Here is a 14,034-nt window from a genome sequence, read left to right on the forward strand (position 1 = left end):
AGCACGCGCGGCTCATTGCGCCATGCGGCCGAAATGTCGAGTTGCGGGCGCGCGCGGCGCCCGCCACGGGGGCGGCGGAAGGCGATCGCGTCGCGCCCGCAACTCGACATTTCGGCCGCATGGCGCAATGAGCCGCGCGTGCTTGATCTTACCTCAATATCGCTCGTCGCCATCGCCGGTCTGGTAGGGGGCGCGATGAACGCGCTTGCCGGAGGCGGTTCCTTTGCCACCATGCCGGCCCTGCTCGCCATCGGGCAGCCGGCGAATATCGCCAATGCGACCTCGAATTTCGCGCTGCTGCCCGGTGCGGGGATGAGCAGTTGGGCGTTCCGCAAGGAGCTGGCGCCGGTCGGGGGCGTGAGCCTGCGCGTGCTGGCCGGGGTGACATTCGTCGCCGGGCTGGTCGGCAGCCTGCTGCTGGTGGTGACGCCGAGCCGGACCTTCGACGTGATCGTGCCGTGGCTGGTGCTGTACGCCTTTGTCGTGCTGGCGTTCGGCAAGCGTGCCTCCGCCTGGCTTTCCCGCCGCGTGACGATCGGTTCGGGCACGTTGATCGCGGTGCAGGCGCTGCTGGGCGTTTATGGCGGCTATTTCGGCGGCGGGGTCGGGCTGATGATCACGGCCACTTATGGCTTGTTGGCCGGCGTACACCCACGCGCGATGTTCGCGCCGCGAACCCTGATGCTGACCATCGCCAACACGGCGGCGGCGATCATCTTCATCGGCTTTGGCATGATCGCCTGGGCCGCATGCATCCCGATGCTGCTTGGCGGGCTGATCGGCGGCTGGGCAGGGGCGCATATCGGCAAGCGCCTGCCACCGGGCGCGGTGCGCGTGTGGACGCTTCTGGTATCGGGCGGGACCACCATCGTCTTCTTCTGGCGGGCTTATGGATAAGGTCTCGCCCAGAGCAGCGTGCGAAGCGGTCTGATCCATGATAGCCTGTCTACGATGCCAGCTGTTTTCCGACATCGCTTCACGACCCGCTTGTGGCACTGGATCAACGCGGTCGCGATCATCATCCTGATCGGATCGGGGCTGGGCATCTCCAACGCGCATCCGCGCCTTTATTGGGGCAGCTATGGCGCGAACTTCGATCCGGCCTGGCTGGAGCTGCCGCGCTTTCCGGCGTGGCTGACCATCCCCGCCAGCTACAATCTGGCGATCTCGCGGCGCTGGCACCTGTTCTTCGCGCTGGTGCTCGGCTTCGGGCTGCTGGCGTATATGGTCGTGAGCCTACTCAACCGGCATTTCGCCCGCGACCTGCGGGTGCGGCGGCGCGAGCTTTCGCGCGGGCACTTGCTGGCGGACCTGCGCGCGCACCTTTCGCTGCGTTTCCACGATCCGGCGCATCCGACCGCGTACAATATCTTCCAGAAGCTGTCCTATGTGGCGGTAATCTTCGTGCTGCTGCCGCTGGTGATCCTAAGCGGGATCGCGCTTTCGCCAGGAATGAATGCGGGCTTTCCGTGGCTGCTCGACCTGTTCGGCGGGCGGCAGTCGGCGCGGTCGATCCATTTCCTGTGCATGGTCGGGCTGGCGCTGTTCACCCTCGTCCACCTGACGCTGGTCATCCTGGCGGGCGCGATCAACGAGACTCGATCGATGATCACCGGCTGGTGGCGCGTGCCCGAGGAGCCGAAGCCATGATCCTCGGACGACGCGGCCTGATCGCCGGGGGCGCCGCGACGCTGCTGGCGGGATGCGACAAGGTGATCGAGCACCCCGGCGCGCGGCGCATCCTGTTCATGGGCGAGGACATGCATCGCGGGCTGCAGCGCGCGCTGGTGAACCGCAATGCGCTGGCGCCGGAATATGCGCCCGAGGAGCGATCGCCCTTCTTCCGGCCGAACGGGACGCGCGATCCGGGAACGGCGGACTATGCCGCGCTGCGGACGGGCAGGTTTGCGGACTGGCGGCTTCGGATCGATGGGCTGGTGGCCCGGCCGCTGGCGCTGAGCCTCCGTGACCTTGGCGCCTTTCCGCAGCGCGCGCAGATCACGCGGCACGATTGCGTCGAGGGTTGGAGCGCGATCGGCAAGTGGCAGGGGCCGAAGCTGGGCGATGTGCTGAAGGCGGCCGGGGTGCGCGAGGCGGCCCGCTACATCGTCTTCAGCTGCGCGGACTATTATGGCGGCGCGCCTTATTATGAGTCGGTCGACCTGGTGGATGCCTTTCACCCGCAGACGATCCTTGCCTGGGCGCTGAACGACCGGTTCCTGCCGGTGATGAACGGTGCGCCCTGCCGCCTGCGGGTGGAGCGGCAGCTGGGCTACAAACATGCCAAATATCTGATGCGCGCGACCGCCGTGGCGAGCCTGGCCGGAATCGGCAATGGGCGGGGCGGCTATTGGGAGGACAATGTCGATTACGATTGGTATGCCGGCATCTGATTGTTACGGGTGCGGCCGATGGCATTGATCGACTTGTTTCTCTCCCGCGCGGTCAAGCGGGGCACGCTCACGCTACACCGGCCCAAGGCAGCCACCCGCACCTTCGGCACGCCCGATCCCGCCTTTCCCGATGTGACGATCCGCTTTGCCGACAATGGTGTGGCGCTGGCGATCGCGCGCAACCCGGCGCTTGGCGCGGGCGAATGCTACATGGACGGCCGCCTGATCATCGAGCAGGGCGACATCCGCGATCTGGTCGAACTGCTGAAGCGAAACGACGCATGGGAGAAGGGGCAGAAGAACCTGCAACCCGGCCTCGCCGCGCGCACGTTCAACGCGGTGAAATATCGCGCCGACCGGATCAACATGGAGCGTCGCTCCAAGCGCAACGTGGCGCATCATTATGACCTGTCGGGGCGATTGTACGACCTCTTCCTCGATCGCGACAAGCAATATAGCTGCGCCTATTTCACCGATCCGGGCAACAGCCTGGAACAGGCGCAAGAGGACAAGAAGGCGCATATCGCCGCAAAGCTGGCGCCCAAGCCGGGGATGCGCGTGCTCGACATCGGCTGCGGCTGGGGTGGCATGGCGCTGTACCTCCACAAGCATTTCGACGTCGATGTGCTGGGCGTGACACTATCCGAGGAGCAGCTGAAAGTGGCGCGCGATCGGGCCGCGAAGGCGGGCGTGGCGGACCGGGTGAAGTTCGAGCTGATCGATTACCGCCGGGTCGAGGGAAGTTTCGACCGGATCGTCTCGGTGGGTATGTTCGAGCATGTCGGCCCGCCGCAATATCGCACTTTCTTCCGCAAATGCCGTGAGCTGCTGGCCGACGACGGCGTGATGCTGCTGCACACGATCGGGCGGATGGGCGGCCCCGGAATCACCGACGACTGGACCGCGAAATATATCTTCCCTGGCGGCTACAATCCCGCGCTGAGCGAGATCGTGACGGCTTACGAAGGGCTGAAGCTGTTTCCCACCGACATCGAGGTGCTGCGCGTCCATTACGCCTATACGCTCGATCATTGGTACGACCGGACGATGGCGGCGAAGGACGCGATCGTCGCGCTTTACGATGAGCGGTTCTTCCGCATGTGGACCTTCTACCTCGCCGGCGCGGCGGCGGCGTTCCGCAACGGGGGGCTTTGCAATTACCAGGTGCAGCTGACCAAGGGGCGTTATGCCGTGCCGCTGACGCGCGATTACATGATCGAGGGCGAGCGGGCGCTGCGCGAGGGTTGATGCGGTAGGCCGGGATTGTCCTGGCATCCACCGTGCCGCTGGGGCCGCCATTGTTGAGATTGCGGATGGCTGGATGCCGGGACGAGCCCGGCATGACGGTGGCACTTAGCGGATCGCCTTTCGATCAATCCTCGTCATCCCGACTCGATCGGGGATCCATCGTGCCGCGGGCGGTGTGCTTGGAGGAGCAAGCGGTAGCGTGCGCGGAGGGTTGGATCCCGGCGCGAGGCCGGGATCACGGTGCGGTTTTTGCATCGTTGGTTCCTGATCAACCGTTGTCATCCCGGACTTGATCCGGGATCCATGGTGCCGCGAGCGGTGCGCTTGGAGGAACAAGCGGCAGCGTGCGCGGACGGTTGGATCCCGGCGCGAGGCCGGGATGACGGGCGCTGGCTTAGCCGCCGCCGTGGAGGTTGATCTTCTGCCCGTTGGCATATTCGCCGTCCGCCGAGACAAAATAGGCGACCGCTGCCGCCACGTCTGCCGGCGTGGAGACGCGGCCGAAGGGCGAGCCGGCGGCGAGATCGTGAATGTCGGCGACGCCGCGGGTCGCCTTTGCCAGCCGTTCACCCATGTCGGTGACGGTAAGGCCTGGGGCGACGATATTGGTGCGGATGTTGTTCGCGCGCTCCTCCTTCGACAGGACCAGCGCAAGTGCCTCCGACGCGGCCTTGCCCATCGAATAAGGTGCGCCGTTCGGGGCATGATAAAGCGTCGCGACGCTGGAGATCATGATGATGTCGCCGCGCCCCTTCTCCTTGGCGCGTTGGCGCAACGAGGGGAGGACGAGCTTCGACATATAGTGCGGCGCGAAGCAGTGGGTGCGCATGACCCGCTCGAACTCGACCGGATCGGTGTCCGCGACGCTCTGGCCACGGCTGGCGATACCGGCGTTGTTGACGAGGATGTCGATGCCGCCGAAATCGGCGACGACCGCATCGACCAGCTTCTCGCAATCCTCGAAGCGGTCGACCGAGGCGGCATAGGCCTTCGCGCGGCGACCGAGCCCTTCGATCTCGCGCACGACTTCCTCGGCGGCGTCGGCGTCGCGGCGGTAGTTGACCGCCACGTCCGCGCCGTCGCGCGCGAGGCGAAGCGCGATCTCGCGGCCGATGCCGCGGCCGCCGCCGGTTACCAGTGCAACGCGCCCCTCAAGTCCCCTCTCGCTCTTGGCACTCATGCAGCCTGCTCCTTGCTCTTCTTGCTGTAATCCGGGCGGCGCTTCTCGAAGAACGCCTTGATGCCCTCGCCGAAATCCGGGGCGGTGGCGCACAGGATCTGGTTGCGATCCTCCATTGCCACGGCCGCTTCGAGGCTCGGCGCGTCGATCGACATGCGCAGGCATTCCTTGGTGAGCCGGAGGCCCATCGGCGACGTGGTGAGCATCTGCTCGATCAGCGGCGCGGCGGCTTCCTCCATCTGATCGTCGGGCACGACGCGGCTGACGAGGCCGGTCGCCAGCGCGCGATCGGCGGTGATGAAATTGCCGGTCAGCATGAACTCCGCCGCCACGCTGGCGCCGACGAGGCGGGGCAGGAAGTAGCTGACGCCGATGTCGCACGCGGAAAGCCCGATGCGGATGAAGGCGGCGTTCATGCGGACCGATTCGCCAGCGATGCGGATGTCCGAGGCCAGCGCCATGGCAAAGCCGCCGCCGCATGCCGGGCCATGGACCAGGCTGATGATCGGCTGCGGGCAATAACGCATCTTCATCACGATCTCTGCGATCGAGCGCTGGTGCGCGAGGCGATCGATCGTGTCGAATTCGGAGCGGCCGCCCTCCTGCAGATCGAGCCCAGCGCAATAGGCGCGGCCCGCGCCCTTCAGCACCACGACCCGGCAGTCGCGATCCTTGTGCAGCGCGCCGAAATAATGGTTCAGCTCCTCGACGTGCCGGTCGTTCAACGCGTTCAGGACGTGCGGGCGGTTCATCGTCACCCAATCGACTTCGCCCCGGCGCTCGACCGAGATCATCTCATATTCCACGGTGCCTCTCCCACTCATGCTTGTTGTGCACACGCCTGTTGGCGGATGTCTGTTGACGAGGCACTCTACATAACTAAAGTTATCCTGCAATCGCGGAAGGCCGACGGGGTCGCCGCCAAAGGGTGAGGGGAGAGGGGCGTGAAGCTCGGACCGGATATTGCTGCCGTTATTACCGGAGGTGCCTCGGGGCTGGGGCTGGCCACCGCCAAGGCGCTGCGCGCGCATGGCGTGAAGGTCGCGCTGTTCGACAAGAATGCGGAGATCGGCCCGGGCGTCGCGGAGGAGATCGGCGCGGTGTTCTGCGAAGTGGACGTGATGGACCAGGCGTCGGTCGATGCGGGCTTCGCCAAGGCGCGCGCCGCCAACGGGCAGGAGCGCGCGTTGGTGAACTGTGCCGGCGGCGGCTTCGGCGGGCCCAACAAGACGGTGGCGCGATCCAAGGAAGACGGATCGATCGTTCCGTATCCGATCGAGAATTTCCAGAAGACGCTCGAGCTGAACCTTGTTGGCTCGTTCCGCTGCATCGTTGGGTCCGTCGCGGGCATGATGACGCTGGACCCGACCGAGGACGGGGACCGCGGGGCGATCGTCAACACCGCCAGCGTCGCGGGCGAGGAAGGGCAGATGGGGCAGGTCGCCTATGCGTCCGCCAAGGCGGGCGTGATCGGCATGACGCTGAACGTCGCGCGCGACCTGTCGAGCGAGGGCGTGCGCTGCAACACGATCCTGCCAGGCATCTTCGACACGCCGCTGCTGGCGCGCGCGAAACCGCAGGTGAAGGCCGCGCTGTCCGCCATGGTGCCGTTCCCCAAGCGGCTCGGCGCGGCGGAGGAATATGCCGCGCTGGCGGTGGAAATGCTGCGCAACGGCTATTTCAACGGCGAGGACGTGCGGCTGGACGGCGCGATCCGGATGCAGCCTAGGTGAACACTTCTCCCTCTCCCCTCTGGGGAGAGGGCCGGGGAGAGGGGCAGGGACGAGCGGCTTATGACGGCCCCTCTCCCCAACCCTCTCCCCTGAAGGGGAGAGGGAGATTTTAGATGAACTTCGATTATTCCGACGACCAGAAGATGCTGAAGGAAGAGGCGCGCAAGTTCCTCTCCGCCAAATGCGACGCCAAGGTGGTGCGCGGCGTGCTCGACAATGACGATCGCGCATATGACGAGGCGTTGTGGAAGGGCGTGGCCGAACAGGGCTGGCTGGGCGCCGCGATCCCCGAGGAATTCGGCGGGCTTGGTCTGGGCCATGTCGAACTGTGCGCGCTGGCAGAGGAATTGGGCCGCGCCTGTGCGCCGATCCCCTTCGCCTCGACCGTATATTTCGTCGCCGAGGCGCTGATGAAATTCGGCTCGCAGGAACAGAAGGCCAAGTGGCTGCCCAAGATCGCTGCGGGCGAAGTGATCGGCGCCTTTGCCACCAGCGAGGGCAAGGGACCGGTGGCGGCGCGCTCGATCGGGACGACCGTGTCGGGCGGCAAGCTTTCGGGCGAGAAGATCCCGGTAACGGACGGCGACGTTGCCGACCTGATCGTCGTGCTGGCCAAGGACGGGCTGTACCTGGTCGAAAAGGGCGAGGGCGTTTCGGCCGAGGTGCTGACGACGCTGGATCCGACGCGATCGGCGGCCAAGCTGACCTTTGCCAACGCGCCGGCCGAGAAGCTGGGCAGTGAGGACGGTATCGCCGCGATGCAGGCGGTGTTCGACCGGGCAGCGGTGCTGCTGGCGTTCGAACAGGTCGGTGGCGCGGACAAGAGCCTGGAGATGGCCAAGGCTTATGCCTTTGAGCGGCAGGCGTTCGGCCGTGCCATCGCGGGCTATCAGGCGATCAAGCACAAGCTGGCCGACATGTATGTGAAGAACGAGATCGCCCGGTCCAACGCTTATTTCGGCGCCTGGGCGCTCAACACCGATGCGGGCGAGCTGCCGCTGGCGGCGGCCACCGCGCGCGTTGCGGCGAGCGAGGCGTTCTGGTTCGCGTCCAAGGAAAACATCCAGACGCACGGCGGCATCGGCTTCACCTGGGAAGCGGACCCGCAGCTCTACTACCGCCGCTCGCGGCAGCTTTCGCTGGTGGCGGGTGCGCCCGCGACGTGGCGCGAGCGGCTGGTGAGCCAGCTCGAGATGAAGAACGCGGCCTAATTACCACCGTTCGTACTGAGCTTGTCGAAGTACGTGCCCGGAACACGCCCTTCCACAAGCTCAGGGCGAACGGGTTGAGGAGCAGGAACAATGGACTTCAACGATTCCCCCGAAGAAGCCGAATATCGCACCACGGCGCGCGCCTGGCTTGAGAAGAATTCCGCCGAGCACAAGACGATGAACCACGCGGACGACATGGCCGCCGGCAAGGCGTGGCAGAAGCGCAAGGCCGAGGCCGGCTATGCGCAGATCACCTGGCCCAAGGAATGGGGCGGGGCCGGCGGCACGCCGATACAGTCGGTGATCTTCGGCCAGGAAGAGGCCAAGTTCCCGGTGCAATATGGCTATTTCACCATTGGTCTTGGCATGTGCGTGCCGACGGTGATGGCCTTTGCGAACGACGAGACGAAGAAGCGCTTCGTCGGTCCCGCGCTGCGCGGCGAGGAGATCTGGTCGCAGCTGTTCTCCGAACCCGCCGGCGGCTCGGACGTGGCGGCGATCCGCGCCCGCGCGGTGCGTGACGGCGACGATTGGGTGGTGAACGGCCAGAAGGTGTGGACCTCGGGCGCGCATTATTCCGACTATGGCATTGTGCTGGTGCGGACGAACCCGGACGTGCCCAAGCACAAGGGCCTGACAATGTTCTGGCTCGACCTGAAATCGCCGGGCGTCGAGATCCGGCCGATCCACCAGATGTCGGGCGGCTCGAACTTCAACGAAGTCTATTTTACCGACGTGCGCATCCCGGATTCGCAGCGGCTCGGCGCGGTGGACGATGGCTGGAAGGTCGCGCTGGTCACGCTGATGAACGAGCGTCTCGCGGTCGGCGGGGCGAGCGGCGCCAGCCCCAAGGAGATCCTGGCGCTGGCCAAGGACCTGGACGCGGCGGACGGTCCGCTGGTGAAGGACAGCGCGTTTCGCCAGCGGCTCGCCGACTGGTACGTCCAGTCCGAAGGGCTCAAGAACACCCGTATGCGCACCATGACGGCGCTGAGCCGCGGGCAGACGCCGGGGCCGGAAAGCTCGATCGGCAAGATCATCGCGGCGAACGTGCTGCAGGATCTGGGCAATGCTGCCGTCGAGGCGGAGGATCAATATGGGATCATCAACGATCCGGCGTTGCTGCCGCTGAAGGGGCTGTTCCAGGCGTCGGTGATGAGCGCGCCGGGGCTGCGCATCGCCGGCGGCACGGACGAAATCCTGAAGAACATCATCGCCGAGCGCGTGCTTGGCCTGCCGGGCGAGATCCGTACGGACAAGGATGCGGCGTTCAAGGACCTGGCCGGCTGAGCCATCGGGTTCGCTGGCGCGCAATCGCCGGCGCGTGGCGGCGGGGAGCATAGGCGTCGACGCTGCGGCGTGATTGCAGCGGTCCGCGTCTATGGATCCCCGCAGACGCGGGGATGACGGTTGTTTCGGGCTGGTTTTCGCGCCGCAGCGCATGCGGCGCGTTGGATCCCCGCGTGCGCGGGGATGACGGGTTTTGGTTGAGCGGCTTTCTGCCTTGCCCCAGGTCATCCCGGACCTGATCCGGGATACATGGTGCCCGGGCGTTACGGCTGGTGAGGGAGCGCAGCGCCTGCTGCACGTTGGATCCCCGCTTTCGCGGGAATGACTGGGGTTGGGGAGGGCTTTTGCCCCGCGTTCCTGGGACTTTGTCCGGAATCCATGCCGGTGTTTGCTGAACTGCTTAGCTGTTCCGGCACGCTTGGCTTGGTGGATGCCGGAACCAGCCCGGCTAGACCTTCAGGCGCGGGGCGCGAGTGCCCCGACCCTTCAATCCTTCTTGCGGGTGAACAGTACCGCGGCAGCGACGGCGGCGGACCCGATGCCGACGCCAAGGCCGATCTTGCCGAGATCCCAACCACGCTTCTGGCGTGCCTTTTCAGCGCCTTTGGCAGCGTTTTCGTGCTGCTTGGCGGCGGCTGCTGCGGCGAGGATCTCATTGGGTTCGTCGGACACGCTTACTCTCCTTTGCCGCGCTGGTACCGTGCCCGGAACGCATCGGCAAAGGCTTTGAGCCGTCCGTCGGCGATTGCCGCGCGCAGATCCGCCATCAGCGTCTCATAGAAAAAGATGTTGTGCTCGGTCATCAGCATGGCGCCCAAGATCTCCCCCGCGCGCACCAGATGGTGGAGGTAAGCGCGGCTCCATGTCGAGCAGGTGGGGCAGGCGCATTCGGGATCGAGCTGCCGTTGATCCTCGTTGAAGCGCGCGTTGCGGATGTTGATCGGGCCCGAACGGGTGAAGGCCTGACCGGTGCGGCCCGAACGCGTGGGAAGCACGCAATCGAACATGTCGACGCCGCGCTCTACCGCGCCGACGATATCGTCGGGCTTGCCCACACCCATCAGATAGCGCGGGCGATCGGCCGGAAGCTGGCCGGGCGCGAAGTCAAGGCAGGCGAACATCGCCTCCTGACCCTCGCCCACCGCTAGACCGCCAATGGCATAGCCGTCGAAGCCGATATCGATCAGCGCATCGGCGCTGGACTTGCGCAATCCCTGGTCCAGTGCGCCCTGCTGGATGCCGAAGATAGCGTTCTGCGCGGCATGATCGCCGCCGCCGTCGAAAGCGTCGCGGCTGCGGCGGGCCCAGCGCATCGAGCGCTCCATCGCCGCGGCCTGCACCTCGCGCGTGGAGGTGGTCGGCACCAGTTCGTCAAAGGCCATGACGATATTGGAGCCGAGCAGCCGCTGAATTTCGATCGACCGTTCCGGGCTGAGCAGGTGTCGCGTGCCGTCGAGGTGCGATTTGAAGGTGATGCCTTCCTCGGACCGCTTGGTCAGTTCGGACAGGCTCATCACCTGATAGCCGCCCGAATCGGTCAGGATCGGCTTGTCCCAACCCATGAAGCGGTGAAGTCCGCCAAGCCGGGCCACGCGCTCCGCGCCGGGGCGGAGCATGAGGTGATAGGTGTTGCCAAGGATGATGTCCGCGCCGGCGGCCTCGACATCGGCCGGCTTCATCGCCTTGACGGTCGCTGCCGTGCCGACCGGCATGAAGGCGGGGGTGCGGATCGTGCCGCGGTGCATGGCGATGCTGCCGGTGCGGGCGGCGCCGTCCGTCGCGGCAATGGTGAAGGCGAAACGGTCAGTCATCGGCGGGGTGGCTTCCGCTTCTTTCCATCATTGGGGGAGGGTTCATCGCCGAACACGCGCGCGCGAATCGTCAGGAGCTCCGCGCGGGTAAGGACGCCGTCGCGATCGCGATCATAGCGCGTGAAATATTCGGAGAAGCGGTTCTGAAGCTCCCGCAAAGCAACGCGATTGTCGCCGTCACGGTCGACCTCGAAGGGGCTGGGAAGGGCGTTGCGATCGCCCAGGAACCGTTCGGCCCAGTCGGCGAAGTCGATATAGCCGAGCGTTCCGGCCTTGGCCCTGTCGATCGCGGCGAAGGAGGCGGCCAGGCCGTCCTCCATCTCCTCGCGGGTCACGCGGGCGTCCGCATCCGCATCGCACGTCGCGACCAGCATGGCGGCCGGTTCGTACGCCATGGTCGCCGGCGGCTGCGCCGCGCCGGGCTGCGGGCCGGTCACCACGATCGGGCCGGCCTGGAGGAGGAGGGAGAGGATCAGCATGTCACGCAGGTACCAGGAAAGCCTCGCCATCGCGGGTGAAGGGGCGGTGCGTCAATGGCGTGTCGCGATTTTGCGGTTCCGGCGAAGGCGCCTGTGGTGCGCGGCCGGCCGGAAAGTCGCCTCTCCTGGTCAGCAGTAGCGATCCATCGGGCACGTCGGCGTAAAAGCCTGACGCGAGGTCAGCCGGCTATCGAGGGACCGCGTGACTGGATCTGGATGAAGCTGGTGGTGCTGGATGCCCGACAAGGATTCGAACCTTGATTGACGGAGTCAGAGTCCGCTCTCTTACCATTAGAGGATCGGGCAGCAGCCGCGTCGCAGCGGTGAAGCGGCGACAGGTCGGCGGCTCTAGTCTGGCAGATTGAACAGGTCAAGCACCTGTTTGCGCACGCGGGTTGCAGTGGGTTGCGGTGCGCGCTAGCTTCCCTGCCAAGCACCGAGCGGGGTTCATCCCGTGACGGAAGAAAAGAAGAAAGAACGACGGCACGTGGCGCATCATCACGCCGACCTGCCGTACCGGCGCGATCGCCGCGCCCGTCCGGCAAGCGAGGGCTCGCAAAACGCCCCCTTTCGCCAGCATTACGCGCGTCATTATGCCGCGCTGGATCTCGGCACCAACAATTGCAGGCTGCTTATCGCGCGTCCGCAAGGCGACGGATTTGCCGTGGTGGACGCTTTTTCCCGCATCGTCCGGCTGGGCGAGGGGCTGGCGACCAGCGGCAAATTGTCCGACGCGGCGGTCGAGCGGACGATCGCAGCGCTGCGGATCTGTGCCGACAAGCTGAAGCGTCGCAACGTGACACTGGCGCGATCGGTCGCTACCGAAGCGTGCCGCCGCGCGACCAATGGCGCGGCTTTCATCGAACGCGCCTATCGGGAGACGGGCATCCACCTCGACGTCATCTCGGCGGAAGAAGAGGCGCGGCTGGCCGTGCTGGGTTGCCATGTGCTGCTGGAGCCGGGCAATGCGCCGGCGCTTGTCTTCGACATCGGTGGCGGTTCGACGGAGCTGGTGCTGATCGATACCGCGTCAACCGTGCCCACCGTCATTGACTGGCATTCGGCGCCCTGGGGAGTTGTTTCATTGACCGAAAGCGCCGGTGGCGGAGACGGGCCGGATGGCCTTGCCGCAGCCTATGAGCGGATGCGCAATCTGGTGCGCGACAGCTTCGCGCCATTCGCGGCGCGATTGCCGCGGGTCGACGGCCCGCGCCGGCTGCTGGGTACGTCGGGCACCGTGACGACGCTGGCGAGCGTTCACCTGGGGCTGGATCGATATGACCGCACGCAGGTGGATGGCCTGATCGCCCCGGCCGATTCGATGCGCGCGATCAGCCAGCGGCTGGCGCATCTGTCGATCGGGGAGCGTGCCAAGCTGCCGTGCATCGGCCGCGAGCGCGCCGATCTGGTGGTAGCCGGCTGCGCGATCCTGGAGACGATCCTTGATCTGTGGCCGGCCGAACGGCTGGGGATAGCCGACCGCGGCATCCGCGAGGGTATCCTGCGTCGCCTGATGGCGAGTGCGGCATGAGGGGCGGGGGTGGCCTGCGTACGCGGGTGAAAACCGCGCGCGGCCGGACGGCGCAATCGACGCGCTGGCTGGAGCGGCAGCTGAACGATCCTTATGTGAAGCGCGCCAAGGCGGAGGGCTATCGCAGTCGCGCGGCCTATAAGCTGATCGAGCTGGACGAGCGCTTCAGCTTCCTGCGCGGCGCGAAGCGGATCGTGGACCTGGGCATGGCACCGGGCGGCTGGAGCCAAGTGGTGCGGCGCAAGGTGCCCGGCAGCGCGGTGGTCGGCATCGACCTGTTGCCGGTAGATCCGCTGGACGGCGTGACGATCCTTCAGATGGACTTCATGGCCGATGAAGCGCCCGAGCGGTTGATCGAGGAACTGGGCGGCGCGCCCGATATCGTCCTGTCCGACATGGCGGCGAATACGGTGGGCCATCCGCAGACCGATGCCTTGCGCACCATGGGGCTGGTGGAGGCGGCGAGCGATTTCGCCATATCCGTGCTGCGGCCGGGCGGGACCTTTGTGGCAAAGGTCTTCGCGGGCGGCGCGGATTCGACGCTGGTCGCGCTGCTCAAGCGGAACTTCAACACGGTCAAACACGCCAAGCCGCCGTCGAGCCGCAAGGGATCGGTGGAATGGTTCGTCGTGGCGCAGGGCTTTAAGGGGCGGCCCGAGGAATAAGCAGCCGTGCGTCGACCGGTATTTGGCGACGCACAAACGAAAGGCCGCAGCGGTGACGCTGCGGCCTTTCGTTTGTTGCGGGCCGGATCGGCAAGGCGCCCGGTGACCGGGCGCCGCAATCAGCCGTCGTAATCGGCGCCGAGGTTCTGGTTACGCGGCGGGGCAGCGGCGGTGAGGCGAAGCGCCTCCGCCGATGCGGCCAGCGAACCGACGGCATCCGCCTCTTCCTCGTCGTCGATCTGGACGCGCTGCAGGCTCTGCACCACGCCTTCCTTCAGATCTGCCGGCTTGATCGTCTGCTCGGCAATCTCGCGCAGCGCGACGACCGGGTTCTTGTCGCGATCGCGATCAATCGTCAGTTCGGCGCCACCTGACACCTGCCGCGCGCGCTGCGCTGCGAGCAGAACCAGATCGAACCGGTTGGGGATCTTGTCGACGCAATCCTCGACCGTGACGCGCGCCATAGACGCTTCCTTCGCTAAACTACTGCTGG

The 14,034-nt window shown here is 66.1% G+C and carries 15 protein-coding genes and 1 tRNA gene; 9 read left to right on the top strand and 7 right to left on the bottom strand.

What is annotated here, in order from left to right:
* Positions 1 to 138: 138 nt before the first annotated feature.
* From AX702_RS06940 to AX702_RS06955, 4 genes are read left to right on the top strand one after another with little or no spacing between them, the layout of a single operon-like run.
* On the top strand, positions 139 to 897 hold the full coding sequence (locus AX702_RS06940; RefSeq protein WP_066778039.1) for a sulfite exporter TauE/SafE family protein: 759 nt from the start codon (positions 139 to 141) through the stop codon (positions 895 to 897).
* Between the two features lie 54 nt (positions 898 to 951).
* Entirely contained in the window at positions 952 to 1,650 is a 699-nt protein-coding gene (locus tag AX702_RS06945; protein ID WP_066777896.1) for a cytochrome b/b6 domain-containing protein, read from the top strand.
* Complete coding sequence (locus tag AX702_RS06950) at positions 1,647 to 2,393, top strand: molybdopterin-dependent oxidoreductase (RefSeq protein ID WP_066777899.1); 747 nt, start codon at positions 1,647 to 1,649, stop codon at positions 2,391 to 2,393. Before AX702_RS06945 ends, AX702_RS06950 begins: the two co-directional genes overlap by 4 nt.
* Before the next feature lie 18 nt (positions 2,394 to 2,411).
* On the top strand, positions 2,412 to 3,641 hold the full coding sequence (locus AX702_RS06955) for an SAM-dependent methyltransferase (protein ID WP_066777901.1): 1,230 nt from the start codon (positions 2,412 to 2,414) through the stop codon (positions 3,639 to 3,641).
* Positions 3,642 to 4,035: 394 nt separating this feature from the next.
* Here the strand turns inward: AX702_RS06955 and AX702_RS06960 are convergent, their stop codons facing one another.
* Positions 4,036 to 4,821, bottom strand: a complete 786-nt coding sequence (locus AX702_RS06960; protein ID WP_066777903.1) for an SDR family NAD(P)-dependent oxidoreductase — start codon at positions 4,819 to 4,821, stop codon at positions 4,036 to 4,038.
* Positions 4,818 to 5,645 (bottom strand): enoyl-CoA hydratase/isomerase family protein, encoded by an 828-nt coding sequence (locus AX702_RS06965; protein WP_066777905.1) that lies wholly within the window; start codon positions 5,643 to 5,645, stop codon positions 4,818 to 4,820. The genes AX702_RS06960 and AX702_RS06965 overlap by 4 nt, the downstream gene beginning before the upstream one ends.
* A 120-nt stretch (positions 5,646 to 5,765) precedes the next feature.
* Here AX702_RS06965 and AX702_RS06970 point away from each other — a divergent pair, with 120 nt between their 5' ends.
* From AX702_RS06970 to AX702_RS06980, 3 genes are all read left to right on the top strand, one after another.
* The gene (locus tag AX702_RS06970; RefSeq protein WP_066777908.1) at positions 5,766 to 6,554 is read left to right on the top strand and encodes an SDR family NAD(P)-dependent oxidoreductase; all 789 of its coding nucleotides are present in this window, start codon (positions 5,766 to 5,768) and stop codon (positions 6,552 to 6,554) included.
* Positions 6,555 to 6,667: 113 nt separating this feature from the next.
* Positions 6,668 to 7,765, top strand: a complete 1,098-nt coding sequence (locus AX702_RS06975) for an acyl-CoA dehydrogenase family protein (protein WP_066777911.1) — start codon at positions 6,668 to 6,670, stop codon at positions 7,763 to 7,765.
* Positions 7,766 to 7,855: 90 nt separating this feature from the next.
* Positions 7,856 to 9,055 (top strand): acyl-CoA dehydrogenase family protein, encoded by a 1,200-nt coding sequence (locus AX702_RS06980; protein ID WP_066777913.1) that lies wholly within the window; start codon positions 7,856 to 7,858, stop codon positions 9,053 to 9,055.
* 486 nt (positions 9,056 to 9,541) lie between these two features.
* On the opposite strand, the gene AX702_RS06985 is transcribed toward AX702_RS06980, so the two are convergent.
* The 4 genes from AX702_RS06985 to AX702_RS07000 all read right to left on the bottom strand — a co-directional run bounded on the left by AX702_RS06985 (position 9,542) and on the right by AX702_RS07000 (position 11,651).
* Positions 9,542 to 9,727, bottom strand: coding sequence for a hypothetical protein (locus AX702_RS06985; protein ID WP_066777917.1), 186 nt, complete (start codon positions 9,725 to 9,727; stop codon positions 9,542 to 9,544).
* Between the two features lie 2 nt (positions 9,728 to 9,729).
* On the bottom strand, positions 9,730 to 10,866 hold the full coding sequence (tgt, locus tag AX702_RS06990) for a tRNA guanosine(34) transglycosylase Tgt (RefSeq protein WP_066777919.1): 1,137 nt from the start codon (positions 10,864 to 10,866) through the stop codon (positions 9,730 to 9,732).
* Entirely contained in the window at positions 10,863 to 11,375 is a 513-nt protein-coding gene (locus tag AX702_RS06995; RefSeq protein ID WP_231731760.1) for an EF-hand domain-containing protein, read from the bottom strand. Before AX702_RS06995 ends, tgt begins: the two co-directional genes overlap by 4 nt.
* Before the next feature lie 202 nt (positions 11,376 to 11,577).
* Positions 11,578 to 11,651 (bottom strand) — tRNA-Gln (locus AX702_RS07000).
* Positions 11,652 to 11,832: 181 nt separating this feature from the next.
* Here AX702_RS07000 and AX702_RS07005 point away from each other — a divergent pair.
* Together AX702_RS07005 and AX702_RS07010 are read left to right on the top strand one after the other, a co-directional pair.
* Positions 11,833 to 12,876 carry a Ppx/GppA phosphatase family protein gene (locus tag AX702_RS07005; RefSeq protein WP_093065080.1) on the top strand — a complete coding sequence of 348 codons (1,044 nt, stop codon included), beginning with the start codon at positions 11,833 to 11,835 and terminating at the stop codon, positions 12,874 to 12,876.
* Positions 12,873 to 13,541, top strand: a complete 669-nt coding sequence (locus AX702_RS07010; protein WP_066777921.1) for an RlmE family RNA methyltransferase — start codon at positions 12,873 to 12,875, stop codon at positions 13,539 to 13,541. Before AX702_RS07005 ends, AX702_RS07010 begins: the two co-directional genes overlap by 4 nt.
* 119 nt (positions 13,542 to 13,660) lie before the next feature.
* Here AX702_RS07010 and rpoZ read toward each other — a convergent pair whose 3' ends face one another.
* Positions 13,661 to 14,005: a DNA-directed RNA polymerase subunit omega gene (rpoZ, locus tag AX702_RS07015; RefSeq protein WP_066777924.1), complete on the bottom strand. Its 345-nt coding sequence runs from the start codon at positions 14,003 to 14,005 to the stop codon at positions 13,661 to 13,663.
* Positions 14,006 to 14,034 lie beyond the last annotated feature (29 nt).

The organism is Sphingomonas sp. CCH5-D11, from assembly GCF_001557395.1.
In the GTDB taxonomy this organism is placed as follows: Bacteria; Pseudomonadota; Alphaproteobacteria; order Sphingomonadales; family Sphingomonadaceae; genus Sphingomonas.